The organism is Duganella sp. 1411 (assembly GCF_017833525.1).
In the GTDB taxonomy this organism is placed as follows: Bacteria; Pseudomonadota; Gammaproteobacteria; order Burkholderiales; family Burkholderiaceae_D; genus Rugamonas.
Genome location: NZ_JAFICD010000006.1, coordinates 320,880 through 347,073 on the forward strand (window position 1 = coordinate 320,880; position 26,194 = coordinate 347,073).

Sequence of the window (26,194 nt, forward strand, 5' to 3'; positions counted from 1 at the left end):
ACGATGCGATCGCATCGTTTTTGAGAAATTCAGCGTCCACAACAAGAAAATCGATGCAGTCGCATCGATTCCAATCCAGGGTCAGGTCCACCATTTCTACACGGGCTGAACCTTCCACCCTCCTACGGTAGCGCTCGTGTAGAAATGGTGGACCTGACCCCGGAGTTGCTTACTCGGCGGTGGCGGCGGCTTTCTTCGGCGCGGCCTTTTTGGCCGGCGCTTTTTTGGCCGCCGCTTTCTTCGCTGGCGCTGCCTTGGCGGCGGCGGCCTTCTTGGCCGGCGCTTTCTTGGCCGGCGCCGCTTCGGCTACGGTCGCGGCGCCATCGGCGCCTTCGTCCGCTACCGCCGCCGCTTTGCCCTTGGCGGGCGCTTTGGCTTTGCGCTCTTCGAACTCGAAGCTGATCTTGCCGTCCTTGCCCTTGACCAGGAAGGCCTTGAACGGACGGCGCGTGCGCTGCGAAACAAAACCCGGCAACAAATCGGTCTTGCCTTCGTTGATCAGCTTGGCCATCTGCTCGGGCAGGATCTCCTGCTGCAAGATGATGCGGCCGCTGCGGAAGTCGCACGTCTTCGGCTTGGCGACACTGTTTTCGCAAACATACGCCAGACCCATTTCATACACGCCGCCGGCGCACTTCGGGCAAGGCCCCAGCGGCGTCTGGCCGGTGAAGTCGACCGCTTCCGCGTCCTCCGAGTCGTCGTTCTGGCCGAAGTCGAACTCCAGCTTGAAGTTCTTGATCTCCTCGTCGCGCACGATGCGCAGGATGGCCGCGAACGGACGCCCCATCTTCGAGCGGAACCCTTGCAGCGGTCCGATCGTGCGTTCCTTGAGCAACTGTTCCACTTCCTCGATCTCGAACTGGCGGCTGCCCGGCGTCTTGCTCATCGAGAAATCGCACTTGGTGCAGGCGAAACGGCGATAGTTCTCCTTGACCACGCTGCCGCAGTTCGGGCACGGCGTCGTCAACGTCGTGTAGTCGCCCGGAATCGTGTCGTTGTCGTATTCCTTGGCGCGCTTGACGATGATCTGCGTCATCTGGGCGATTTCGCGCATGAATTCCTCGCGCGAGATCTTGCCCTTTTCCATCTGCGACAGCTTGTATTCCCATTCACCGGTCAGTTCCGGCGCGGTCAGTTCGTTCACGCCCAACCCGCGCAGCAACGTCATCAGCTGCGACGCCTTGGCCGTCGGCATCAGTTCGCGCCCTTCGCGCAGCAGGTAGCGCTCGGTCAGCAGGCCCTCGATGGTGGCCGCGCGCGTGGCCGGCGTGCCCAGGCCCTTGCCGGCCATGGCGTCGCGCAACTCGTCGTCCTCGACCAGCTTGCCGGCGCCTTCCATGGCCGACAGCAACGTCGCCTCGGTGTAGCGCGCCGGCGGCTTGGTGACCAGGCCGTTGGCGTTGACCTTGTCGGTGAGCACCTTCTCGCCCTTGGCGACCGGCACCAGGTTGCCGTTGGCGTTGCCTTCCTTGTCGTCGTCGGTCGACGCTTCCTTGCCGTAGATCGCCAGCCAGCCCGGGTTGGTCATGACCTTGCCTTCAGTTTTGAACTGATGGCCGGACACTTCCGTGTAGCGGGTGGTGACCTGGAACTCGGCCGGCGGGAAGAACACGGCCATGAAGCGGCGCGTGACCAGGTCGTACAGCTTCTGTTCCGGCTCGGACAGGTTCTTCGGCGCGATCGTGGTCGGGATGATCGCGAAGTGATCCGAGATCTTGGTGTTGTCGAAGATGCGCTTGTTCGGCTTGACCCAGCCCTTGTCGAGGATCTGCTTGGCGAACTGGTGGTAGTTCGGGTTTTCCTTGACCACTTCCAGCGCCTGCTGCACGGTCGGCATGTAGTCTTCCGGCAAGTGGCGCGAGTCGGTACGCGGGTAGGTCAGCACCTTGTGCTTTTCGTACAGCGCCTGGGCCAGGCCCAAGGTGTTCTTGGCCGAGAAGCCGAAGCGCGAGTTGGCCTCGCGCTGCAGGCTGGTCAGGTCGAACAGCGCCGGCGCCATCGACGTGGTCGGCTTGGCTTCCTCGGTGACCACGCCCTGCTTGCCGCGGCAGGCGGTGGCGATCGAGTCGGCGGCGGCCTTGCTCCACAGCCGCTCGGCGCGCTTCTCCGGATCGGTGTCGTCCTTCTTGAACTTGGTGTCGAGCCAGCGGCCTTCATACACACCGGCCGCGCACACGAACTCGGCGCGCACTTCCCAGAAGTCGCGCGGCACGAATTTCTTGATCTTCTCTTCGCGCTCGACCACGATCGACAGGGTCGGCGTCTGCACCCGGCCGACGGTGGTCAGGTAGAAGCCGCCCTCTTTCGAGTTGAACGCGGTCATCGCGCGGGTGCCGTTGATGCCGATCAGCCAGTCCGCCTCCGAGCGGCAGCGCGCGGCGTCGGCCAGCGGCAGCATTTCCTCGTCGGTGCGCAGGTGGGTGAAGCCTTCGCGGATCGCGCCGGGCGTCATCGATTGCAGCCACAGGCGCTTGACCGGTTGCTTGGCCTTGGCGTTCTGGGCGATCAAACGGAAGATCAGCTCCCCTTCGCGGCCCGCGTCGCATGCGTTGATGAGGGTGGTGACGTCTTTACGCTTGATCAGCTTGTTGAGCACCTTGAGCCGCGCCTCGGTCTTGGCGATCGGGTTGAGCGCGAAGTACGGCGGGATCATCGGCAGGTGCGCGAAGCTCCATTTGCCGCGCTTGACGTCGTGCTCTTCCGGCACGGCGATCTCCAGCAGGTGGCCGACGGCGGAGGACAGCACGTACTCGTCGGACTCAAAGTACTCATCGTGCTTGGTGAAGCCGCCAAGCGTCTTCGCGATGTCGTTCGCGACAGAAGGCTTCTCGGCGATGATGAGGGTTTTCGTCATATTTCGTATCTCGTTTTTTAACACTTGGGGTGGGTATAGCATGCGCATCATACATGGATCGCGCCGCAGTCTGCACTTTTGCGCCGCCGATGGCAAGGCCGGAGTGTGACAGTCTTGTCAAAGCGCAAATGATAAGCGGGTTGTCGGCACCACCGCAAGCGAACTGCGCGGCGTCGCCGCCAAGGCAGCGCGCGCAGGTGTTGCTTTTTTGGAACGAAAGACCGGCAAGGGGCCGCCCGTGGGCGCGCCGGCGGTTCTTGATTAGTGCAGCAGGCGCGGCGCCTGGTCCTCGTCCGAGCCGAACAGGTCGTCGAACATCAGCGCGTCCGGCTCCTTGCCCTGGCTCCAGAGCAACATCAGCACGATGACCTTGAGCTTGCCCAAGGTGACGGGCGCCTCCTCCAGCGCCAGCGCCCGCTCGACAACGATTTCACGTTGCAGCGGGGACAACACCTTGGCCGATTCGAGGAACTGGATGAAGCCGATCGCGGCCGTGCCGAGCACGTCCTGCTCTTCCTCGACGTAGAAGCGGGTGCCGGTCGAGGCGGCCGTCAACGAATGTTCGACGCCGGCCATGGCAGTCAGGTCGTTGAGCCACACCAGGGCCTCGGAAATCTCGACATCGTCAAACCCGACAGCCGACAGCTTCTTGGCCAATGCGGCCGGTTCCGGGCAGGCATCGGGACGGTAATAAGTCTCGTAGAGATAAACAAGGATGTCGAACATGGCTCTACTCTATCAGTTAAAACAGATCGGACACAAGTACCGCACAGCTTGCCTAGCAGTTTGCCAGTTTCATCCCCTGCTCAGACGCGCAAGCGTTGGAACATTCCGCCCGGCAAACGCTCCAGCAGGCCGGCCAGTTCCAGCGCCAGCAGCTGCCCCTGCAGCTCGGCGGCCGACTGCCCCAGCGCGGCGGCCAGCGTGTCGGCGCGCGCCGGATGGTCGCCGATGGCGTCGAGCACGCGGTCGACGAAGGTGTCGTCGATCAGCGGCCGCGCGGCCATGCCCTCGGCCAGCATGTGCATATCCTCCAGCACGTCGGCGGCGGTCTCGACCAGCTTGGCGCCCTCGCGGATCAAGCGGTGGCACCCCTTGGCCAGCGCCGCGTGGACCGAGCCCGGCATCGCGTACACGTCGCGCCCCTGCGACACGGCCAGCCGCGCCGTGATCAGCGAGCCGGACTTGGCGGCCGCCTCCACCACCAGCACCCCGCGCACCAGCCCGCTGATGACGCGATTGCGGCGCGGAAAGTTGTCGCGCAGCGGAGGCGTGCCCAGCCCGTATTCGCTGACGATACACCCGTCCTCGGCGATGCGGCGCGCGAGTTTATCGTTGCCGGCGGGATAGATGCGGTCGGCGCCGGTGCCGATCACGGCCAGGGTCGAGCCGTCGCCGCGCAAGCCGCCCGCGTGCGCGGCCGCGTCGATGCCCAGCGCCAGGCCGGAGACGATGGTCAAGCCGGCCTCCGACAGCGCCTGCGCCATCCGTTCGGCGTTGTGCATGCCCTGGGCGCTGGCGTTGCGCGAGCCGACCACCGCCAGCGATTTACGCGTGAGCAACTCGGCGCGGCCCTTGACGTACAGCATCAGCGGCGCGGCGTCGATCTCGCGCAGGCTGGGCGGATAAGCGGGATGGTCGAGGGTGAGGAACAGGTTGCCCGGCAATTCGCGCCAGGCCAGCACCGCCTCGGCCCGCGCCGCCAGCGCGGCGGCCGCGGCGGCGTCGAGCGGGCGCAGCAAGGCGTCGGCCTGGCCCGGTTTGACCAGCGCCAGCAATTGCTCGCGGCCGGCCTCGAAGACGGCCTGCGGCGAGCCGAGCGCGCGCAGCAGCCGGTGCGCGCTGAGCAGGCCGACGCCGTCGGTTTGCTCCAGGCGCAGCCACGCGGCCAGCGCGGACGCCGTGGGTGGGTTGGGGGTTTCCGTGGCTTGCACGGCGCGGCTCACTCCGGCGACTTGGCGACGTCGCCCACTTCCACCGGCGCCGTCACCTGCATGATCAAGCCGTACGAAATATGCTTAAACACGCGGAAGATAAACAGGTTGCCCACTTCCTCGTCCGGCAGCCTGACCCGCTGTTCGCTCATCCCCAGCCAGCCCTTGGGCGCGGTGGAATCGCTCACAGTTCTCCCGGCATGGTACAGCTGCAGCACGGCGCCGACATCGAGTCCGTCAAGCTTTCCGCGATTAATACTGACCACCTGGTTCTGGCCGGCGTGCGTGACGCCGCCGTAGATGGCCATCACGCGCGCGTCCACCGGTTGCCCGGGCGGATGCGGCACGTAGTTTTGCATCGGCGTCGGCGGAATGGCGCGCAGCTGGTCGCCTTTGCCCATCTCCTCCTTGGCGCTGGCGACGACGAAGGTGTGCACGTCGCCGCCCCGGGCCTCGGCCTGCAGCTTGAGCGTGCCCAGATAAAACGCTTCATGGCCGATCACCTCTTTCGTCACCGGGTCGCGCAGCGGATTGCCGGGCCGGAACACCTGGAACGAGGTATTGCCATTGAGTTCGCCCCGCACGTAGGCCTTGTCGCCCTTGCCGATGAACACATGGTCGTCCTGCGTGGCGACCACGCGCGGCGCGCCCTTGAGCTCGTCGTTCTCGATGATCAGCGGCTGGCTCAGGAACGGCTCGATGACGCCGGCGGGGATCGACGGCACCGCGTCCTTGCCCAGGCCCTCGGTGCGCAAGCGGGGCGAGCGGCGCTCGGTGGCGGGATCGTTGACGCCGCCGTTGGCCTCGATCCGGTTGCCCAGGCGCAGGCGCCCGGCGGCGCGGTCGAACCAGATGACCTGGCCCGGATAGATCCAGTGCGGATTGGCGATCTGCTCGCGGTTCATGCCCCACACGGTGGGCCAGCACCACGGCTGTTGCAGGAAGCGGCCGGAAATATCCCACAGCGTATCGCCGCGCACCACCAGATGCTGGTCCGGCGCGTCGGCCCGGAACTCGCACTTCGACGCGGCCGCCGCCCGGGCCGCCGGCGCCGCCGCCGCGCCGCAAAAAAGCGCGGCCAATACTAAGCGGGTGCCGACTGTGCTAAAATTTTTCATAGTAGGTCCGGTGGATGCGCCAGTCGATGCGCCTCACCGGGCGGCGACCCGCCCTAGGCACACAACAGCAAGCAGTGTCCTTATCAGAGGATAAGGTTGCTAATTTGAATCAAATTCTGCCCATAAAACCCTGAACTAGCAAGCGAAACCGCGCTACGACAACCGGCGCGGCTGTTGCATTTTTGGTGGAGAAAATCGCCGCGGCCCCCGTCGTTTCGGACCGCGCGTTATCAAGGCAATCACATAGTTATCAACACAGTACAGACATGGCCATCTTAAATATTTTGCGTTACCCCGATCCGCGCCTGCACAAGGTCGCCAAGCCAGTGACCGTCTTCGACGAGCGCCTGGAGCAACTGGTCGCCGACATGGCCGAAACCATGTACGACGCGCCCGGCATCGGCCTGGCCGCCTCGCAGGTCGACGTGCACGAGCAACTGGTGGTCATCGACATCACCGAGACCAAGGACGCGCTGGTGGCCTACATCAACCCGGAAATCATCTGGGCCAGCGACGAGAAGCAAATCTACGACGAAGGCTGCCTGTCGGTGCCGGGCATCTACGACGGCGTCGAACGCCACGCCCGCATCAAGGTGCGCGCGCTCGACGTCAAGGGCCAGCCGTTCGAGGTCGAGGCCGACGGCCTGCTGGCCGTCTGCATCCAGCACGAGATGGACCACCTGCTGGGCAAGGTCTTCGTCGAATACCTGTCGCCGCTCAAGCGCAACCGCATCAAGACCAAGCTGATCAAGGAAGAGCGCGGCCTCGAGCGCGAAGCGCAGCTGCGCGCCCAGGGCCGCCGGTACTGACCATGAAAGTGATCTTCGCCGGCACGCCGGAATTTGCCGCCGTGGCGCTGCAATCGCTGCACGAAGCCGGCTTTGACATCCCGCTGGTGCTGACCCAGCCCGACCGCCCCGCCGGCCGCGGCATGCACCTGCAGCCGTCGGCCGTCAAGCAATACGCGGTGGCGCACGGCATCGAGGTGCTGCAGCCGCTGTCGCTGCGCACCGACAGCAAGGACCCGCAGCGCGCCGAGCAGGCGCTGGCCGCCCACGCGCGCCTGCTGTCGACGCCGTACGACGTGATGGTGGTGGCCGCCTACGGCCTGATCCTGCCGCGCAGCACGCTCGACATCAAGCCCTGCCTCAACATCCACGGCTCGCTGCTGCCGCGCTGGCGCGGCGCCGCGCCGATCCACCGCGCCATCGAGGCCGGCGACGCCGACACCGGCATCACCATCATGGAGATGGAGGAAGGCCTGGACACCGGCCCGATGCTGCTGATCGAACGCGTCGCCATCGGCGCGCAAGACACCACCGGCGTGCTGCACGACAAGCTCGCCGCGCTGGGCGGCCGGATGATCGTCGAGGCGCTGCGCAAGTTGGAGCACAACCAGCTCGAAGCGGTGCCGCAGCCGGACCAGGGCGTCACCTACGCCGCCAAGATCAGCAAGGAGGAGGCGGCGCTGGACTTCAGCCGCCCAGCCGTCGAGATCGGCCGCAAGATCCGCGCCTTCAATCCCTTCCCCGGCGCGCACGCCACCGTCAACGGCGTCAACATCAAGCTGTGGGGCGCCGAGGTGGTGGAAGCCGACAGCAACACGCCGGCCGGCAAAGTGCTGGCGGCCGACGCGCAACACGGCATCGTGGTCGCGTGCGGCACCGGCGCGCTGCGCCTGACGGAACTGCAAAAGCCGGGCGGCAAGCGCCTGCCGGCCGCCGAGTTCCTCAAGGGTTTTCCGCTGGAGAACCTTACTTTCGAGTAAGTCGGTCCGCTTCAAGCAAGCTCTTAAATTGCACGTTATGATGGTTCCCCGCTTCCAGCATCGCCTGGAAGCACTTTTGACTGGAGCCCTACATGACCGATCTGATCGACAAACTGCACTGGCGCTACGCCACCAAGAAATACAATCCCTCCAAAAAAGTGGACAACGAGAAGCTGGAGCGCATCCTGGAAGCGGTGCGCCTGGCCCCGACCTCCAGCGGCCTGCAGCCGTTCGAGGTATTCGTCGTCGAAAACCCCGAACTGCGCGCCAAGATCCGCGAAGTGGCATGGGGCCAGCCGCAGGTGACCGAAGCGTCGCACCTGCTGGTGTTCGCGGCCTGGGACGACATCACCGAAGAACGCATCGACATGATGTTCGACATGACCAATGAGCAGCGCGGCATGGTCAACGAGGGCTGGGAAGCCTACCGCAAGAAATTGAAAGGCATCGTCGCCGCGCGCGGCCAGTCGGGCAATTTCGACTCGGCCGCCCGCCAGGCGTACATCGCGCTGGGCGTGGCGCTGGTCGCCGCCGCGCTGGAAGGCGTCGACGCCACGCCGATGGAAGGCTTCGATCCGGCCGCCGTCGACAATATCCTGTCGCTGAAAGAGCGCGATCTGCGCAGCGTCGTCATTCTGCCGATCGGCTACCGGGAACCGGAAGGCGACTGGCTGGTCAATCTGAAGAAGGTGCGCCGTCCGCGCGAACAGCTGGTCACAACGTTGTAACCCATACCACCGAAATCCGGTATACCACGGAGACACGTAGGGCGGATTAGGCGGAACGCCGTAATCCGCCATGCATGCGCCGCACTAGCCGCAACAAGGGAGAAATTGTATGCCGATCGAATTCTGGTTCGACTTCGCCAGCAACTACAGCTACCTGAGCGTGATGCGCATGCGCCAGCTGGCGCCGAACGGCGTGACCTGGCGCCCCTTCCTGCTCGGCCCCATCTTCAAGGACGCCGGCTGGAACAACTCCCCCTTCGTGCTGCAAAAAGACAAAGGCGCCTACGTCTGGCAGGACATGCCGCGCCAGTGCGCCAAATACGGCCTGCCGTGGCGCCAACCAAGCGAATTCCCGCGCAACTCGCTGCTGGCCGCGCGCGTCGGCATCCTGTGTGAAGGGCAGCCATGGATGGCGGATTTTTGCGAGCGCGTCATGCTGGCCAACTTCGCCGAAGACCGCGACATCGCCAGCGCCGAAAACATCGGCGAAATCCTCTCCGCGCTGGGCCGGGACGCCGACGCCATCCTGCGCGCCGCCCAAGCCGACGACAACAAAGCCCGGCTGCGCGCGCGCACCGAACAAGTCAAGGCGCTGCACATCTTCGGCGCCCCGACCTTCATGGTGGGCCAGGCGATGTTCTGGGGGAACGACCGCCTCGACGACGCCCTCGCCTACGCCCAGGGCGCCGCGCCCGCCTAATCCAGCGGCACCACGCGATCGCCCTCGCCCGGCACGCAGCCGGCGGCGACCGGGGTCCAGCCCCGGTGGACAACCACCCGCCGCTCGTCATGGCACAACTCCACCCGCTCGCTGGCCGGGAAGCGCTCGCGCACAAACGCCTCGATCGTCGACGGCAGGCTGACGCGCAGCTTCATCTCCGCCACATCCTGTTCCGGATGATCGTTCAAATGCACCAGCGGCACGAAATACGACGCCAGCATCAACAGGCGCGAATCGACGTCGACCGGCTGCGGCGCATAGCGCTGCCCGCGCAGCCAGTCTTGCGCGCGTTCGCGCAGGTCGTCGCCGTCGGCCAGATCGCCCCAGCCGGCGGCCAGCATCTCCATCACCCATTGATTACAGTTCTGATAGCGCGTGCCGTACGCGTAGGCGTTGGCGCTGTACCGGGCGGCCAGCATGTGCTGCACGCGCGGCCGGTCCAGCAAGGCCGGACGCAAGGCCAGCACCGATGCCGGCGGCAGCCGCACGATGCTCAGGTAACCCACTTTGGGATCGTCGGTGCCCATTGCGAAACCGGCCAGGCCCTGATCGAAAATACGCGGACGGCTTTCGTCGCAGGCGTAATACAACTGGCGCGCCGACCACACGCCCTCCTCCGACCGCCACGCCAGCGCGGCGTGCGAATAGCGGATGCCGAAGCGCGACAAGTCCAGGCCGGAGCGGCTGACCAGCACCACGCCGTCGCCGGCGCCGGCCAGCTCCTCGCGCAGCACGCCGGCGAAGCGCAGCAGGCGATCCTGCTCGGCCGCCGTCAGCGGCTGCGCGCGGTCGCAGAAACGCGAGGATGTGGAAGCGCCGGCATGCGCGGCGCCGGACACGACGCACGCCAGCAGCAGCGGCGCCAGCGCGCGCGGAATCTTCAACCGATTACAGCGTGACAGGACGCGAAGCCAGTTCGCTATACCACTCGTCAGCCAGGACCAGATAGAACGGCTGGCGCGTATCGCCGCGACCGAACTCGATGCCGTAGACGCGGTTTTGCGCGTACATCTTGTCGCCGGCGGCAAGTTGCTGCTGCTCGAACGTCGCCTGCGGCATGTCCAGCACAATGCGCTCATCGGGATCGTCGGCTTGCAGCGTCAGGCGAGTGCGGCCGGCGCGGTCCGGCGTCTGCGCGATCTGGATGATGCGGTAATCGCCATCGGCCACCTTGCGGTCGCGCCTGGAGCTGTCGCTGGAACCGGACAGCGAATCGGACACGCTGCCGCTCGACGCCGAACCGGCGCTGGAGGCCGACGAGGCGAAACTCTCGGCGTTGGCGCCCAGCGCCAGGGTCAAGGCGCCGGCGGCGGCGATGCAGCGAAGTGCGATGGAGATGGACATCTGGAATTCCTTTATTTTGCGAACAGGAAGTATAAATGCTTCCCCGCGCAGGCAGAGCAAAAATTCAAAAGCAAACCAACATGTACAGTATTGAGCAATCAATAAAGCTTGTCAACCAAATTTCTGTTGCTGCGATGCAGCGGCCGCCTGAAGCTTATTCAGGGATGCCGTATAATTTTAGACCGGCGACCGCTTCAGTCCGCCGCGCCCTCCGATCAAAGAAAGTACTAAATGAACAACTCCGTGTCCCATACCGTCATGTCCAAGACCGATGCCCAACTGCGCGAGATCCTGGCGCGCCGCATCATGATCCTCGATGGCGCGATGGGCACGATCATCCAGCAGTACAAGCTCGACGAGACGGCCTACCGCGGCGGCCCGGCCGGGCGCTTCATCGACTTCGCCGCCCCCGCCGACAGCGGCGCGCGCGAGCTGTTCGTCAAAGGCAACAACGAACTGCTGACGTTGACGCAGCCGCACGTGATCCAGGAGATCCACGAGCGCTATCTGGCCGCCGGCGCCGACCTGATCGAAACCAACACCTTCGGCGCCACCACGATCGCCCAGGACGACTATCACATGGCCCACCTGGCCTACGAGATGAACCTGCAGGCGGCCAAGCTGGCGCGCGCCGCGTGCGACAAGTACAGCAGCGCCGACAAGCCGCGCTTCGTCGCCGGCGCGCTCGGGCCGACGCCGAAGACCGCATCGATCTCGCCGGACGTCAACGACCCGGCCGCGCGCAACATCACCTTCGACCAGTTGGTCGAGGCCTACCACGAACAAACCAAGGCGCTGGTCGAAGGCGGCGTCGACGTGCTGCTGGTCGAAACCATCTTCGACACCTTGAACTGCAAGGCCGCGCTGTTCGCGATCGACAAATTCTACGCCGCGAACCCGGGCCTGCCGCGCCTGCCGCTGATGATCTCCGGCACCGTTACCGACGCCTCCGGCCGCATCCTGTCCGGCCAGACCGTGCCGGCCTTCTGGAACTCGGTGCGCCACGCCAAGCCGCTGACGATCGGCCTCAATTGCGCGCTGGGCGCGGCGCTGATGCGCCCCTACGCGCAGGAGCTGTCGCAGATCGCCGACACCTTCGTCTGCATCTACCCGAACGCCGGCCTGCCCAACCCGATGAGCGACACCGGCTTCGACGAGCTGCCGGCCGACACCTCGGCGCTGCTGCGCGAATTCGCCGACGCCGGCTTCGTCAACATCGCCGGCGGCTGCTGCGGCACCACGCCGGACCACATCAAGGCGATCGGCGAGATGCTCGCCACCACCACGCCGCGCGCCGTGCCGCAAGTGCCGGTGGCGCAACGCCTGTCGGGCCTGGAGCCGTTCACGATCGACGACAGCTCGCTGTTCGTCAACGTCGGCGAGCGCACCAACGTCACCGGCTCGAAGGCGTTCGCGCGCATGATTTTGAACGAGCAGTACGACGAGGCGTTGTCGGTGGCGCGCCAGCAGGTGGAAAACGGCGCCCAGGTCATCGACATCAACATGGACGAGGCGATGCTCGACTCGCAGGCGGCGATGACGCGCTTCCTGAACCTGATCGCGTCGGAGCCGGACATCTCGCGCGTGCCGATCATGATCGACTCGTCGAAGTGGTCGGTGATCGAGGCCGGCCTCAAATGCGTGCAGGGCAAATCGATCGTCAACTCGATCTCGATGAAGGCAGGCGAGGAGGAATTCATCCGCCAGGCGCGCCTGTGCCTGAGCTACGGCGCCGCCGTCATCGTCATGGCCTTCGACGAGAAAGGCCAGGCCGACACCTTCGAGCGCAAGATCGAAATCTGCGAGCGCGCCTACAAACTGCTGGTCAACACGGTCGGCTTCCCGCCGGAAGACATCATCTTCGACCCCAACATCTTCGCCATCGCCACCGGCATCGAAGAGCACAACAACTACGCGGTGGACTTCATCAACGCCACCCGCTGGATCAAGGAGAACCTGCCGCACGCGAAGATCTCGGGCGGCGTCTCCAACGTCTCGTTCTCGTTCCGCGGCAACGACCCGGCGCGCGAGGCGATCCACACGGTGTTCCTGTACCACGCCATCAAGGCCGGCATGACGATGGGGATCGTCAACGCCGGCATGGTCGGCGTCTATGACGACCTGCCGGCCGAGCTGCGCGAGCGCGTCGAGGACGTGGTGCTGAACCGCCGCGACGACGCCACCGAGCGCATGATCGACATCGCCGGCACCTTGAAGGCCGGCGCCGGCAAGCAGGACGCGCAGAACCTCGAATGGCGCAACGCCCCGGTCGAGAAGCGCCTGGCGCACGCGCTGGTGCACGGCATCACCCAGTTCATCACCGACGACACCGAGGAGATGCGCCAGCAAGTGTTGGCCGCCAACGGCCGTCCGATCCACGTGATCGAGGGCCCGCTGATGGACGGCATGAACATCGTCGGCGACCTGTTCGGACAGGGCAAGATGTTCCTGCCGCAGGTGGTCAAGTCGGCGCGCGTGATGAAGCAGGCCGTGGCCCACCTGATTCCGTACATCGAAGAGGAAAAGCTGGCCGAGGAAAAGCGCACCGGCATCGTCGCCAAACCGAAGGGCAAGATCGTCATCGCCACCGTCAAGGGCGACGTCCACGACATCGGCAAGAACATCGTCTCGGTGGTCCTGCAGTGTAATAACTTCGAGGTCGTCAACATGGGCGTGATGGTGCCCTGCTCCGAGATCCTGGCGCGCGCCAAGCTGGAAAACGCCGACATCATCGGCCTGTCCGGCCTGATCACGCCATCGCTCGAGGAGATGGCCTACGTGGCGAAAGAGATGCAGCGCGACGAGCATTTCCGCATGCTCAAGATCCCGCTGCTGATCGGCGGCGCCACCACCAGCCGCGCCCACACCGCCGTCAAGATCGCCCACAACTACGAGGGCCCGGTGGTGTACGTTCCGGACGCCTCGCGCTCGGTGTCGGTGGCGCAGTCGCTGCTGACGCCCGAAAGCCGCCAGCAGTACATCGACGACATCGCCGAGGACTACGTGCGCATCCGCGAGCAGCACGCCAACAAGAAGGCGCTGCCGATGCTGTCGCTGAAGGACGCGCGCGCCAACAAGATGAAGCTATCCTTCGAGGGCGCCGGCGCCCCGGTCAAGCCGAAGTTCATCGGCCGCCGCGAATTCAAGAACGTCGACCTGGCCACCATCGCGCGCTACATCGACTGGGGGCCGTTCTTCCAGACCTGGGACCTGGCCGGTCCGTTCCCCGCCATCCTGACCGACGAGGTGGTCGGCGAGGCGGCCGCCAAGGTGTTCGAGGAAGGGCAGGCGCTGCTCAAGAAAGTCATCGACGGCCGCTGGCTGACCGCCAACGGCGTCATCTCGCTGCTGCCGGCCAACACCGTCAACGACGACGACATCGAAATCTACACCGACGACACGCGCAGCACGGTCGACTTCACGTATTACGGCCTGCGCCAGCAGGGCGTCAAGCCGGTGGTCGACGGCGTGCAGCGGCCGAACCAGTGCCTGTCCGACTTCATCGCGCCGAAGGAATCCGGCGTGAAGGATTACATCGGCATGTTCGCCGTCACCGCCGGCCTGGGCATCGAGAAGTACGAGAAGCGCTTCGAGGACGCGCACGACGACTACTCGTCGATCATGCTCAAGTCGCTGGCCGACCGCCTGGCCGAAGCCTTCGCCGAATACATGCACGAGCGCGTGCGCAAGGACCTGTGGGGCTACGCGGCCGACGAGGAGCTGAGCAACGACGACATGATCGCCGAGAAGTACGCCGGCATCCGTCCGGCGCCGGGCTACCCGGCCTGCCCGGAGCACACGGTCAAGCGCGACATGTTCAAGACCATGCAGGCCGGCGAGATCGGCATGGAGCTGACCGAATCGTTCGCCATGTATCCGGGCGCGGCCGTGTCCGGTTTCTACTTCGCGCATCCGGAATCGAAGTACTTCGTGGTCGGCAAAATCGGCGACGACCAGCTGGCCGACATGGCCGCGCGCCGCCACGTCGACAAGGCCGAGCTGGAACGCTGGCTGGCGCCGAACCTGTCCTGATCGAAGGCGATCAGAACCACGTCTAAACCACGTCTAAACCACGTAGGGCGGATTAGGCGGAACGCCGTAATCGGCCATGCATGCGCTAACGTGGCGCATGCATGGCCGATTACGCTTCGCTAATCCGCCCTACGTGATTTATCGTCAAATTTAGCTGGCCGCAGGTCCCTTGAACTTTTAAGAACGCCGAAGGCCTAACCAAGTACGCCGCCATCACGCGGCATACTAGGGAGGACGATATGGCAACTAACTCATCCAATACATCCGCCAAGCGCTGGCAGGACCAGCTGATCCTGTTATTGGGCCTGTGGTTCTTTATTACGCCCTGGGTGTTTGGCTATCCGGTCCCGTCGGTGCAGGCGTGGACCGCGTTCATCTCGGGCGCGGTGATCGCGCTGCTAGCGGCGTTCGATCTGTACAAGACCTACTTCTGGGCCGTCATGCTCAACCTGCTGCTGGGGATATGGGTGGCGGTGTCGCCATGGGTGCTGGGGCTGGCGGCCAATGTCGAGTTGACGTGGAATTCGGTGATCGTCGGCGTCGCGGTGGCCGTGCTGGCGCTGTGGGAGATGCGCACCGATCCGGAGCTGGTCAAGCATTGGCCGGGGGCCGGGCATGCCACTTGAATCGTGGCGCGGGGTTCATGCATGCGCCGCTGGCGGCGCATGCATGGCGGATTACGCTGCGCTAATCCGCCCTACGTGATCCCCGGATTTTCGAAGGTCACCGGATTTTCAAAGGTCCCCGGATTTTCGAAGGTCGCGTGGCATCATCGCCATCACAGCGCGTAGCGCACGACGTTGTCGCTCCATTCGAAGGCGGCCAGTTCCAGCTCCACCAGTTCATCGGTGGACATCGCCAGGTTGCGCAGCGCCGGGACGATTTGCTCGTCCATCTCCTCGATGCGCTCGATGCATTCGGCCAACTTGAGCAGGTCGCCGTGGAAGCCGCCGCGGTGCAGCAGCGCGTCCGAGACGTCGTCGTTGACCGGGATCTGCGCCAGGATCTCCGCCATCGGCATGCCGAACAAGGTGTCCATCAGCGACATGATGCCAACCGTGAAGGCGATGTCGGCGACGTGGCGCTGGCTCGGCCGCAGCTTGCCGGCCAGCAGTTCCAGCAACCGCCCGCGCGTGGTTGCCAGCATCAGCAACGGCGTCATGCTGTGGCCGCGCTTGCTCGGCTCGGCGTACAGCATGATCTGCAGCCAGCGCTGCAACTGGCGCCGGCCCAGCAAGGTCACCGCCTGGCTCAGCGAATCGATGCGCTGGCGCGCGCCGACGGCCGGTGTGTTCACCAGCCGCAGCAGGTTGAGCGCCAGCGACACGTCACGCTTGATAGCGCGTTCGATCTCGATATTGTCGGCATCCGATGTGACCAGCGTCATCAGCTCCATCACCGCCAGTTGCGACGGCGACAGCTTCTTGCCGCTCATGATCACCGGCCGCGAGAAGTAATACCCCTGGAAATAATCGAACTCCAGGTCCAGCGCGTTCTTGAATTCCTCGCGCGTCTCGACCTTTTCGGCCACCAGTTTCTTTCTCTGCTGGCGGAAGCGCGGCGCCAGCTTCATCAAGGCCGACAGCGGCGTGTTGCGCATGTCCATCTTGACGTATTCGATCCACGGCACCAGCGCCGCGACGGTGTCGTTCTCGCCGGACACGTCGGCCAGCGCGAAGCGGAAGCCGTGGCCGGCCAGTTCCGCCACGCGCCCCAGCAATTGCGGCGTGGCCGGCACGGTGGCGCACAGCTCGAGCACCATCCTCTCCCGTGGCAGGAAAGAAAAAATGTCGGTCATGATGACGTCGGCGTCGACATTGACGAAACCAAGCGCGTCGCCGACCGTCCGCTCCATCCCCAGCTGCGACGCGTGGGCGATCACCGCCGCCGTCGCCGACAGCTCGGTGGTGATATGCGCCGGCCCGACCGGCGAATTACGAAAAAGTAACTCGTAGCCGAACAGGTTTTGATTACGGTCGAGGATGGGCTGGCGTCCCAGATAGAATTCGCGCACGCGCAGATCGCGCGGTCCGGCGTCGTGGAGGGAGAGATCGATCATTGCTTCTGCCATTCCTGTCAGGGAGCGAATATTTCGCTGTACTAAGATTTTGACAGCAATAATCCCGCCTGTCTTGACAATTTAGCGTTCAATCATTCGCTTGTGGCACACCGTCGATAAAAAGCTTCAGCTCGCCACTGGCAAATGCTGTCCATTGTTCATTGGTCGTTAGTGGCTGGGTAACGATAATTGCCACCCGATCATTGGGCGTTGTCACCTCGGAAAAATCGACGCTGACATCCTCGTCGGACAGCCTGGCGGTGTCGAACGGATATTTGCGCACCAGATAAAACAGATTGGTCGAGCAATGGGCGAACAGCTCGCCGCCGGACGACAACAACATATTAAAGGTGCCGTGGGCGGCGATTTCAGCCACCAGCACGCCCAGCACGGCGCGCAATTCCGCCAACGCCGGCCGCTGCTCGCCGAACCGGGCGCGCAACTGCTGCAAAATATAGCAGAAGGCCCGCTCGCTGTCGGTGTTGCCGACCGGGCGGAAGGCGCCGTTCAGCAGCGGATGGAACTCCTTGAGGTCGCCGTTATGGGCGAACACCCAATATTGGCCCCACAGCTCGCGCACGAAGGGGTGGCAATTCTCCAGCGCGACCCGGCCCTGCGTCGCCTTGCGGATATGCGCGATGACATTGGTGGACTTGATCGGATAACGCTTGATCAATTCGGCGATGGGCGAGGCGATCGCGGCCTGGTGATCGACGAAGTGGCGCACGCCGACGCCCTCGAAAAACGCGATGCCCCAGCCGTCGTGGTGGGTATCGGTGTGGCCGCCGCGCATGGCGAAGCCTGTAAAACTGAACACGATGTCGGTCGGGACATTGCAGTTCATGCCGAGTAGCTGACACATTATTTCTTTTCTCTTCCCGCAGTGGACGATGCAACGAACAATATAACAGCTAGCGGAGAAAAACCAATGACAGCGGCCGAAGACCGGATTAACCTATTGATAATATTGCCACTCCCGATCGCCACCAATGCGCAAAACACTATCCACCCTGCTGCTGGCGCTGCTGGCGACGGCGTCCACCGCGCAACCCGCCTTGCAGCCTGCAACGCCGCGCGCAGCAAAAACCCCGCAAGCCCTGGTCGAGGCCGCCCGCAGCCAGGTCGGCGTGACCTTGACCTACGATCCGGCCTACCGGCGCCTCGCCTACCCCAACGGCGACGTGCCGATCGAGCGCGGCGTGTGCACCGACGTCGTGGTGCGGGCCTATCGAAAATTGGATCTCGACCTGCAAGCGCTGGTGCATCAGGATATGAAAAAGGCGTGGGGCGCCTATACCCACCAGGCGCGCTGGCAATTGAAGGCCCCCGATCCGAATATCGATCACCGGCGGGTGCCCAACCTGGCGACCTTTTTCGCCCGCCACGGCACGGCGCTGCCGGCCAGCCCGGAGGCGAAAGCCTACCTCCCCGGCGACATCGTCACGTGGCGCCTGCCGCACGACCTGACCCACATCGGCATCGTGTCCGACAAATTCTCGGGCGATGGCGTGCCGCTGATCATCCACAACATCGGCGCCGGCGCCAGGGAGGAAAACATGCTGTTCGCCTATCCCATCACGGGACACTACCGCTGGCATCCACGGACGGAAGCGGACCGGCCAAGGTAGAAATGCCGAGGGGGACGGCCGGCAACGCCGACCATCCCCCTCGTGCTACAAACGCAAGATTTTGTTAGTGCAACAACACCGGATGACTCATGAGTTCGTCATAACTGCCCAAGAATTCATCAATCTCGGCCATGGTCGGCTCGCCGGCGATCAATTCGTTGACGTCGCGGCGGAAATTCTGTGCCAGGATGCCATTGATAAAAATCTCCCGTTTGCCGCCTTTGTCGACGATTTCATAGCCGCCAAAACGCAACGCATCCAGAGTACGATCCGCGCCGAATTCGACAACGCTGTATTGCTCGCTGTTATAGATGAGGTTCATTTTGCTTCCTTTCTCCAGGGGCGAAACACTGCTCGGTTTCACTTCACTACCCACATGGGGTTTAAAGTGGACGATTCAAGTCTAAAGAACAGGACCCGATCTGCAGGCAGGGCTTAGGCCGCGATGTCGGATTGCAAGTCCAGCAAGTCGCCGTACGGGGCCTCGGACAGCCATGCACGCAGCAGTTCGAGGTGTTCAGCAGTAGCCAGACTGATGTAGAGCCGCGCCGGAGGCCGACGCAGCACACGGTTCAATGTTACTCGCAAAACGAGATTACCGGTGCAATGGAGACATCCAGGGGCAATTCGCAACACTTGTGGAATAGGAGCAACATCGACGGGACCGTCGGCGGGGTCGAAAGCGAGCGCCGAACCACCGTCCGACAAGCCCTCGAGAATGATGACGGTCGGCGCGCCGGCGGCGCCGGCTGGAAGGTCGGTGCCGAGGCGCGCCGCGATGGCCGCCTCGCGCGCGCCGGCGCGGGGGCCGGTCACCAGCCAGGTCGGCACCGGCGCCCGCGCGGGGGCGCCGGCCGCGTCTACAACCGCCACGGCCTCAGACGTTTTTCTTGGCCAGCTTGCCCGGCTCGACGCCCAGCTGCTTGAGCTTGCGGTACAGGTGGGTGCGTTCCAGGCCGGTTTTTTCCGCCACGCGCGTCATGCTGCCGCCTTCGCGGCCCAGATGGTGTTCGAAGTACATGCGCTCGAACGCGTCGCGCGCCTCGCGCAGCGGCAGGTCGAACGACAGGTTGAACATGTGGTTGTCGGCGCCGGCGATGGTGGCGCCGCCGCGCACCGCGATCGCCGCGGCCGGGTTGGGCTGGTTGAAGCCCACGCTGGGCGCCTCCTCCTGCTGCACCGCCGCCACCGGACGCGGCGCCAGCGCCGGCGCGCGCACCGTTTCCTGTGCCCGCGTCAAGCCCTGTTGCACCGCCTTGAGCAGCTTTTGCAGCGCGATCGGTTTTTCCAGGAAATTGAGCGCGCCGATGCGCGTGGCCTCGACTGCCGTATCGATAGTCGCGTGGCCGGACATCATGATCACCGGCATGGTCAGCAAGCCGTCGCGCTGCCATTCCTTGAGCAAGGTGACGCCGTCGGTATCCGGCATCCAGATATCGAGCAGCACCAGATCCGGCGCGCCGCCGGCGCGCGCTTCGCGTGCCTGCTGGGCGTTCTCGGCCAGCTGTATTGCGTGTCCCTCATCGCTCAAGATTTCCGAGAGCAACTCGCGGATACCCATCTCATCGTCCACCACCAGAATGTTTGCCATCTTCCCTTGCCTTCCTCATTTTCGCCATCGATGCGGCAATGATTTTGTATTGAACTTGGTTTATTAACTTTAGGTATTGTGCGTCGTCGGAGCTAACTTTAACAGCAAAATCAATACGGACGCGCCACTTCCATCGACATGATTCTGGATATCGATCCGTCCCCCATGCTCGTCGACAATTTTCTTCACCATCGCCAGGCCCAGGCCAGTGCCGCGCGACTTCGACGTCACGTACGGCTCGAACGCGCGCGCCAGGATTTTCGGCGCGAATCCGGGCCCGTTGTCGATGATCGCCAGCCGCACCGCCGTGCGCGTGCCGCCGTCCGCACCCTGATAATGGATCGCTTCGCTGACGACGTCAATGCGCGGGCGCGCGGCGCCGTCGACCACCGGCTGCTCGGCCATCGCGTCCTGCGCGTTCTGCAGCAGGTTGTGGATCACCTGGCGCAGTTGCGTGGCGTCGCCCATCACCAGCGGCAGGCCGGCGGCCAGCTGCGGATGGATGATGTCGTCGCCCTCGCCGCTGACGTACAGGTGCAGGATCTCCTCGACCAGCGCGTTCAGGTCCAGCGGTTGCAGCACCGCCGGCGGCGTGCGCGCGTAGTCGCGGAAATCGTCGACCATGCGCTTCATCGCCGCCACCTGGTTGACGATGGTGGCGGTGCCCTTGTTGAGCAATTCGACGTCCGGCGAGGTCAGCTTACCCTCAAGTTTCATTTGCAGGCGTTCGGCAGACAACTGGATCGGCGTCAGCGGATTCTTGATCTCGTGCGCCAGGCGCCGCGCCACCTCGCCCCAGGCGATCGAGCGCTGCGCCGAGATGACGTCCGAGATGTCGTCGAACACCACCAGGTAGCCGCTGCCGCCCTCGATCGGCAGGCGCGAGCCGCGCGTGAGCAGGGTCAGGTCGTTGTCGTCCAGGCTGGCCGAACGGCGCGGCACCTCGATCTGGCGCTGCCAGTGCAGGCGTTGCAGGTTGCGCCCGGCGGCCGACTGCGCGCTCTGCGCGGCGAACGCGGCGACGATGGCGGCGCCGAATTCCTGCATGCCCTCGACCTCGTCGAGCTTGCGCCCGATCATCGTCACGCCGGCCTGCTGCAGGATGCGCTCGACCGAGTCGTTAAAGCTGATCAGATGGAATTCGTGGTCCAGCACCATCACCCCGGCCGACATATTGGCCAGCACCGATTCCAGGTGGGCCTTGGCGTTTTGCAGCGCCGCGCGGTTGCGCTCGACAGCGCTGCGGGCGTCCGACAGCTGGCGCGTCATCGTGTTGAACGACTGCGTCAGCGTGCCCAGCTCGTCGGAGGTGGCGACGATCGGCCGCGGCGACAGGTCGCCCTCGGCCACCGCGCGCGTGCCCTCGGCCAGCAGCAGCAGCGGCTGCGCCAGGTCGCTGGCGATCAAAAAGGCGCTGGCGATGGCGCCGAACACGGCCAGCAGCAAGGTCAACGTCAGGGTGACGATGTACATCTTGCGCAGGCCGACGCGGGCCACGAAGCGTTCCTTGTAGTTCGAATAGGCGCTGCGGATGGTCTCACCGTCGGCGGCCAGCTGCGCCGGCGCCAGCTGGATCAGCTGCAGGTAGCGCGGCGCCAGCTGCGTGCCGTTCGGCCGCACGTGGTCGGGAATCGCCATCACCACCCGCAGGCGCAGCTGGCTGATGCTGTCCTGGGCGTTGACGGGGGCGTCGATCATGTCGCTGCGCAGCTCGTTGCCGCCCTCGGGCGCGCCGTAGGCGTCGTCGCTCTTGGCCTTGGCCATCATCTCGCGGGTCGGCAGGTCGGCGCTCAGGTTGCCGCTGCGGCTGGCGCGCGCGCTCACCACCAGCCCGCCCTCGGCGTCGACGATGATGGCGTTCTGCATGCCCGGCTGCTCCTTGACCAGCTGCGCCAGGATCACGCGCTCGGTGCCGTCGCCCTCGGCGGCGAGCCGCTGCGTGGTGCGCGCGGCCGTCGCGCTCAGCTCGTTCAGGGCGCGGTCCAGGCCGGCCCGGCTGAGGTTGATGCCCGATTCGAGCGCCTCCTCGACCGGCACGTTGAACCACGATTCGATCGAATGGGAGACGAACTGCACCGACACCAGGAAGATCACCAGCCCCGGCAGCACGCCGACGGCGGCGAACAGCAGCACCAGCCGCGTCATCAGCTTGGAGCCGAACTTGCCGCTCTTGTAGCGCGCGTACAGCCGGAACAGCGACACCGCCACCAGCAGCAGCAGCGCGCCGGCCACCGCCGCGTTCAGGCCCAGCAGCCAGGCGTAGTAGCGGTCGAAAAAGCCGGAATTGTCGGACGCCGACGCCAGCAGGAACAGCAGGATGCTGACCACCGCGCCGCCTATGACAAAGAAGTACCGGAGCGCTGTGCTCACTTACTCGGCCTTGTAGAGGAAGGTTTTCTTGTCGGACGCCAGGCGCCATTCATTGTTGTTGAGGGCGTTGATCTGGAACGGTTTGGGCAGGTAGTTCGGGTCCAGCCCCATGCTCAGCTTGACGCTGTAGGTCTCGCCGACCTTGAGCGCGCCGCGCGGCGCCACCACCCAGCGGTTGGGCCGGCGTATCAGGAACAGCGCGTCGTCGAGCGAGGAAAAGCTTTGCCGCACGCTGCCGATGACGGCCACGTGGTACTGGCGCGTGAGCACGTTGTACGACAGGCTGATGGTCTGGCGCGCAACGATGGCCTTCTCGTCGAACCAGTACCAGCGCGGGCGGGTAAATTCGATGCTGGTGGTGAAGTACAGCACCACGCCGTACTGCAGCGCGTCCTCCAGCCCGTGGCTGAGGTCGAAGCCGTAGTTGGCCGACAGCCGGTAGCCCTCGTCGGTGGCCTCGACGTAGGCCCGCTTGATCTCCACGCCGTCGGCGGCGCTGGCCGCCTGCGGCAGCGCGCAGGCCAGTATCAGCAGCAGGGGCCCGATCAGCAGGCGAAAAAATCGTTGTATCACGTGTGGGCCGGTGCTCAATAGGTGCGTAATACGCGGGGGTGCGGCAAACATACAGGTAAAACGCTTACGCATTTTTCTGGAAAAGCGCGTAGAACAAACCATCGTGATCCTGCCCGGAGCCGCCGGCGGGGAGCAATTGACCGGGCGCGTCCAACCTGGCCGCATTGTTGCGCACGGCGAAAGCGGCCGCCTGCGCCTCCGATTCCTGCGGCCACAAGGAACACGTCACGAATAGCAATTTACCACCCGGGGCAAGCATCTGCCAAAGATTGTCGAGGATTTTGGCCGAAAGTGTTGCAAGTTGGAGCGTGTCGCCCTTGCGCCGCAGCCAGCGGATATCCGGGTGGCGGCGCACGATGCCGGACGCCGTGCACGGCACGTCGGCCAGGATGCGGTCGAACGGTTTGCCGTCCCACCAGGTCGACGTTTGCGCCTCGGCCGCCTGCAATGCGGCTTTCAGGTCCAGGCGCCGCAAATTCTCGTCGACCCGCGCCAGGCGCTTGGGGTCGGCGTCGAGGGCCGTAACATGGACATTCGCGTCGGCGCCGGCCAGCTCCAGGATGTGGCAGGTCTTGCCGCCCGGGGCGGCGCAGGCGTCGAGCACGCGCATGCCGTCCTGGACATCGAGCAGCGGCGCGGCCAGCTGGGCGCCGGCGTCCTGCACCGACACCAGGCCGTCGGCGAAGCCGGGAATCTGCCCCACGCCGACCGCCTTGGCCAGCCGCACGGCCGACGGGCCGATTTGCGCCGCGTCCATGCCGGCCTGCGCCAAGGTCGCCAGATACTGTTCCACCGAGGTTTTGCGGACGTTGACGCGCAACGTGAGCGGCGGCGCGGCGTTGCCGCTCTCGAGCACCGCCTGCCAATCCTGCGGCCAGGCCGCGCGCGCCGCGTCGATCCACCACTGCGGGTAGTTCCACTTGGCCAGCGGCTGCAGCAGCGCCGTCTCCAGCAGCGCCTTGCGCTCGCGCAGGAAGCGGCGCAGCACGGCGTTGACCATGTTCTTGGCGCGCGCGGTGTCCGGATGGGCGTCGGCCGCCGTCACGGTCTGGTCGACCACGGTGAATTCCTCGTACGGGCGCACCGCGTCGGGCGCCGTCATCAGCGCCAGCGCGCAGGCCAGCAGCGCGCCCACCAGCGGGTCCGGCGCCTTGGGCGCCATCAGCCCGATCAGGGTCTCGCTCTGGCCCAGCTGGCGCATGCAGCGGTAGGCGATGTCCTGCATGGCGCCGCGCGCCTGCGGCGTCAGCTCGTTGTTGACATCGATCTTGGCCCACACCTGCGCCAGCGCCTGCGGCAGATTGGTGCCGGTGCGGACCTGGGCCACCGCGTGGGCGGCGCCGATCAGGCTGAAAGCGAGCGAATCGGGCTTCAAGCCGGTCTGGAAGCTGGTTTGCAGCGCCGGTTTCAGGTCACGGGCATGGCTGGCGCGCAGCTTGGGCGCTGCCGCCTTGGCGGGTGACTTCAGTGAGAGCGTCGGGCGCTGCTTGTTCATATGCTAATTCCAGAGAGCGGCCGGCAGCCGTGATCGCGCAGTATACAGTAGTGCCACAGGAGCGCATATGACAAGTCGCCCACAAGAATGTAAATGTCGGTTGCCCGTGTCCCGCCCGCGCACCGGCGGGGGCGCTCGAGTACCGTCACCGGTGCCCGGCAAACCAGTATAATGGACCCTGTTTGGCCGGTGCCAGAGCGCCGGCCGTTTTCGCTTTCAGATGATTTTTTTAGCGCGGCCCGGCCGCCATTTCGCTCATGCTCGCCCAACAAAAACAAGATATCACCGCCCTGTTCCAGGCCGCCCTCGCACCGATCCTGGCCGGCACCGACGTTAAAGCCAACGTGGTTCTGGAGCGCCCGCGCGACCCGTCGCACGGTGACGTGGCCTGCAACATCGCCATGCAACTGGCCAAGCAGCTCAAAATGAACCCGCGCGAACTGGCCACCAAGGTGGTCGAGGCGCTGCTGGCCAACCCGGCCGGCAAGGGCCTGGTGGAGTCGGCCGACATCGCCGGCCCCGGCTTCATCAACCTGCGCGTGAGCGCGGCCGCCAAGCAGGCCGTGGTCAAGGCCGTGCTGGCGCAGGGCGCCGCCTACGGCAGCAGCGACGCCGGCGCCGGCAAGAGCGTGATCATCGAATTCGTCTCGGCCAACCCGACCGGCCCGCTGCACGTCGGCCACGGCCGCCAGGCCGCGCTGGGCGACGCGCTGTCGTCGCTGTTCGGCTCCCAGGGCTACGCGGTCACCCGCGAGTTCTATTACAACGACGCCGGCGTGCAGATCCAGACGCTGGCCAACTCGGTGCAGGCGCGCCTGCGCGGCTTCAAGCCGGGCGACGCCGAATGGCCCGAATCGGCCTACAACGGCGACTACATCGCCGACATCGCCGAGGACTTCAAGGCCAAAAAGACCGTCTCGGCCTCCGACGGCGCGCCGGCCACCGCCTCCGGCGACATCGACGACATCGACTCGATCCGCGCCTTCGCCGTGACCTACCTGCGCAACGAGCAGGACATCGACCTGCAGGCCTTCGGCGTCAAGTTCGACAACTACTACCTCGAATCGTCGCTGTACGCCGACGGCAAGGTCGACGCCGCCGTCGACATGCTCAACAAATCCGGCAAGACGTACGAGGAGGAAGGCGCGCTGTGGCTGCGCACCGAGGACTACGGCGACGACAAGAACCGCGTCATGCGCAAGAAGGACGGCACCTACACCTACTTCGTGCCGGACGTGGCCTACCACATCGTCAAGTTCCAGCGCGGTTTCGGCCAGGCGATCAACGTCCAGGGCTCCGACCACCACGGCACCATCGCGCGCGTGCGCGCCGGCCTGCAGGCGGTCAACGTCGGCATCCCGCAGGGCTTCCCCGACTACGTGCTGCACAAGATGGTCACCGTGATGAAAGGCGGCGAGGAGGTCAAGATCTCCAAGCGCGCCGGCTCCTACGTCACCGTGCGCGACCTGATCGAATGGTCCGGCGGCGGCGACATCACCAAGGGCCGCGACGCCGTGCGCTTCTTCCTCATCTCGCGCAAGGCCGACACCGAATTCGTGTTCGACGTCGACGTCGCGCTCAAGACCTCGGACGAGAATCCGGTGTATTACGTGCAGTACGCCCACGCGCGCATCTGCCGCATGCTGGAACAATGGACCGGCGACGCCGCCGCGCTGGCCGATGTCGACCTGTCGCCGCTGACCGCGCCGACCGAGGCCACCCTGCTGGCCACGCTGGCCGCGTATCCGGAAACGCTGGCGCGCGCGCAGGCCGAATTGGGCCCGCACCAGATCGCGTTCTACCTGCGCGACCTGGCCGCCAACCTGCACAGCTTCTACTTCGCCGAACGCGTGCTGGTCGACGACGAGGCGCTCAAGGCGGCCCGCATCGCGCTGATGGTGGCCACCCGCCAGGTGCTGCAAAACGGTCTGGCGCTGATCGGCGTCTCCGCTCCCAACAAAATGTAATTGCGAAGGATA

Annotated in this window: 22 protein-coding genes; 8 read left to right on the forward strand and 14 right to left on the reverse strand. The window is 65.0% G+C overall.

What is annotated here, in order from left to right:
* Positions 1–169: 169 nt before the first annotated feature.
* From JOD97_RS26385 to JOD97_RS26400, 4 genes are all read right to left on the reverse strand, one after another.
* Positions 170–2,854 (reverse strand): DNA topoisomerase III, encoded by a 2,685-nt coding sequence (locus JOD97_RS26385; RefSeq protein ID WP_209725181.1) that lies wholly within the window; start codon positions 2,852–2,854, stop codon positions 170–172.
* A 261-nt stretch (positions 2,855–3,115) separates the two neighbouring features.
* Entirely contained in the window at positions 3,116–3,580 is a 465-nt protein-coding gene (locus JOD97_RS26390; protein WP_209725183.1) for a DUF494 family protein, read from the reverse strand.
* An 80-nt stretch (positions 3,581–3,660) separates the two neighbouring features.
* Entirely contained in the window at positions 3,661–4,788 is a 1,128-nt protein-coding gene (gene dprA / locus JOD97_RS26395; RefSeq protein ID WP_373999945.1) for a DNA-processing protein DprA, read from the reverse strand.
* Between the two features lie 8 nt (positions 4,789–4,796).
* Positions 4,797–5,906 carry a LysM peptidoglycan-binding domain-containing protein gene (locus tag JOD97_RS26400; protein WP_209725187.1) on the reverse strand — a complete coding sequence of 370 codons (1,110 nt, stop codon included), beginning with the start codon at positions 5,904–5,906 and terminating at the stop codon, positions 4,797–4,799.
* 266 nt (positions 5,907–6,172) lie between these two features.
* Between JOD97_RS26400 and def the strand changes: the two genes are divergently transcribed.
* The 4 genes from def (at position 6,173) to JOD97_RS26420 (ending at position 9,102) form a co-directional block, all read left to right on the forward strand.
* The gene (gene def / locus JOD97_RS26405; RefSeq protein ID WP_209725189.1) at positions 6,173–6,715 is read left to right on the forward strand and encodes a peptide deformylase; all 543 of its coding nucleotides are present in this window, start codon (positions 6,173–6,175) and stop codon (positions 6,713–6,715) included.
* A 2-nt stretch (positions 6,716–6,717) separates the two neighbouring features.
* The gene (gene fmt / locus JOD97_RS26410) at positions 6,718–7,674 is read left to right on the forward strand and encodes a methionyl-tRNA formyltransferase (protein WP_209725191.1); all 957 of its coding nucleotides are present in this window, start codon (positions 6,718–6,720) and stop codon (positions 7,672–7,674) included.
* 92 nt (positions 7,675–7,766) lie between these two features.
* The gene (locus JOD97_RS26415) at positions 7,767–8,402 is read left to right on the forward strand and encodes an NAD(P)H-dependent oxidoreductase (RefSeq protein WP_209725193.1); all 636 of its coding nucleotides are present in this window, start codon (positions 7,767–7,769) and stop codon (positions 8,400–8,402) included.
* Between the two features lie 109 nt (positions 8,403–8,511).
* The gene (locus tag JOD97_RS26420; protein ID WP_209725195.1) at positions 8,512–9,102 is read left to right on the forward strand and encodes a 2-hydroxychromene-2-carboxylate isomerase; all 591 of its coding nucleotides are present in this window, start codon (positions 8,512–8,514) and stop codon (positions 9,100–9,102) included.
* Here JOD97_RS26420 and JOD97_RS26425 read toward each other — a convergent pair.
* The gene (locus tag JOD97_RS26425) at positions 9,099–10,007 is read right to left on the reverse strand and encodes a DUF2145 domain-containing protein (RefSeq protein ID WP_209725197.1); all 909 of its coding nucleotides are present in this window, start codon (positions 10,005–10,007) and stop codon (positions 9,099–9,101) included. The two genes, JOD97_RS26420 and JOD97_RS26425, sit on opposite strands and share 4 nt — an antisense overlap.
* 4 nt (positions 10,008–10,011) lie before the next feature.
* The gene (locus JOD97_RS26430; protein WP_209725199.1) at positions 10,012–10,467 is read right to left on the reverse strand and encodes a hypothetical protein; all 456 of its coding nucleotides are present in this window, start codon (positions 10,465–10,467) and stop codon (positions 10,012–10,014) included.
* A 258-nt stretch (positions 10,468–10,725) separates the two neighbouring features.
* Here JOD97_RS26430 and metH point away from each other — a divergent pair, with 258 nt between their 5' ends.
* Together metH and JOD97_RS26440 are read left to right on the forward strand one after the other, a co-directional pair.
* Positions 10,726–14,499, forward strand: coding sequence for a methionine synthase (gene metH / locus JOD97_RS26435; protein ID WP_209725383.1), 3,774 nt, complete (start codon positions 10,726–10,728; stop codon positions 14,497–14,499).
* Between the two features lie 239 nt (positions 14,500–14,738).
* Positions 14,739–15,125 carry an SPW repeat protein gene (locus JOD97_RS26440; RefSeq protein ID WP_209725200.1) on the forward strand — a complete coding sequence of 129 codons (387 nt, stop codon included), beginning with the start codon at positions 14,739–14,741 and terminating at the stop codon, positions 15,123–15,125.
* 152 nt (positions 15,126–15,277) lie between these two features.
* Here the strand turns inward: JOD97_RS26440 and JOD97_RS26445 are convergent, their stop codons facing one another.
* Positions 15,278–16,558 carry an EAL and HDOD domain-containing protein gene (locus tag JOD97_RS26445; protein WP_209725202.1) on the reverse strand — a complete coding sequence of 427 codons (1,281 nt, stop codon included), beginning with the start codon at positions 16,556–16,558 and terminating at the stop codon, positions 15,278–15,280.
* An 88-nt stretch (positions 16,559–16,646) separates the two neighbouring features.
* Positions 16,647–17,420: a class II glutamine amidotransferase gene (locus tag JOD97_RS26450; RefSeq protein ID WP_209725205.1), complete on the reverse strand. Its 774-nt coding sequence runs from the start codon at positions 17,418–17,420 to the stop codon at positions 16,647–16,649.
* 127 nt (positions 17,421–17,547) lie between these two features.
* Between JOD97_RS26450 and JOD97_RS26455 the strand changes: the two genes are divergently transcribed.
* Complete coding sequence (locus JOD97_RS26455; RefSeq protein ID WP_209725207.1) at positions 17,548–18,186, forward strand: DUF1287 domain-containing protein; 639 nt, start codon at positions 17,548–17,550, stop codon at positions 18,184–18,186.
* Between the two features lie 64 nt (positions 18,187–18,250).
* Here the strand turns inward: JOD97_RS26455 and JOD97_RS26460 are convergent, their stop codons facing one another.
* From JOD97_RS26460 to rsmB, 6 genes are all read right to left on the reverse strand, one after another.
* Positions 18,251–18,508: a DUF3567 domain-containing protein gene (locus JOD97_RS26460; RefSeq protein WP_020704859.1), complete on the reverse strand. Its 258-nt coding sequence runs from the start codon at positions 18,506–18,508 to the stop codon at positions 18,251–18,253.
* Positions 18,509–18,621: 113 nt separating this feature from the next.
* Positions 18,622–19,017 carry a GTPase gene (locus JOD97_RS26465; RefSeq protein ID WP_373999946.1) on the reverse strand — a complete coding sequence of 132 codons (396 nt, stop codon included), beginning with the start codon at positions 19,015–19,017 and terminating at the stop codon, positions 18,622–18,624.
* Between the two features lie 46 nt (positions 19,018–19,063).
* A complete protein-coding gene (locus JOD97_RS26470) occupies positions 19,064–19,777 on the reverse strand; it encodes a response regulator (protein ID WP_209725211.1) in 714 nt (237 codons plus the stop codon).
* Positions 19,778–19,846: 69 nt separating this feature from the next.
* Complete coding sequence (locus JOD97_RS26475) at positions 19,847–22,147, reverse strand: ATP-binding protein (protein ID WP_209725213.1); 2,301 nt, start codon at positions 22,145–22,147, stop codon at positions 19,847–19,849.
* Positions 22,148–22,792 (reverse strand): DUF4390 domain-containing protein, encoded by a 645-nt coding sequence (locus JOD97_RS26480; RefSeq protein ID WP_209725215.1) that lies wholly within the window; start codon positions 22,790–22,792, stop codon positions 22,148–22,150.
* Positions 22,785–24,215 carry a 16S rRNA (cytosine(967)-C(5))-methyltransferase RsmB gene (rsmB, locus tag JOD97_RS26485; protein WP_209725216.1) on the reverse strand — a complete coding sequence of 477 codons (1,431 nt, stop codon included), beginning with the start codon at positions 24,213–24,215 and terminating at the stop codon, positions 22,785–22,787. Before rsmB ends, JOD97_RS26480 begins: the two co-directional genes overlap by 8 nt.
* 257 nt (positions 24,216–24,472) lie before the next feature.
* Here rsmB and argS point away from each other — a divergent pair, with 257 nt between their 5' ends.
* On the forward strand, positions 24,473–26,182 hold the full coding sequence (argS, locus tag JOD97_RS26490; protein WP_209725218.1) for an arginine--tRNA ligase: 1,710 nt from the start codon (positions 24,473–24,475) through the stop codon (positions 26,180–26,182).
* Positions 26,183–26,194 lie beyond the last annotated feature (12 nt).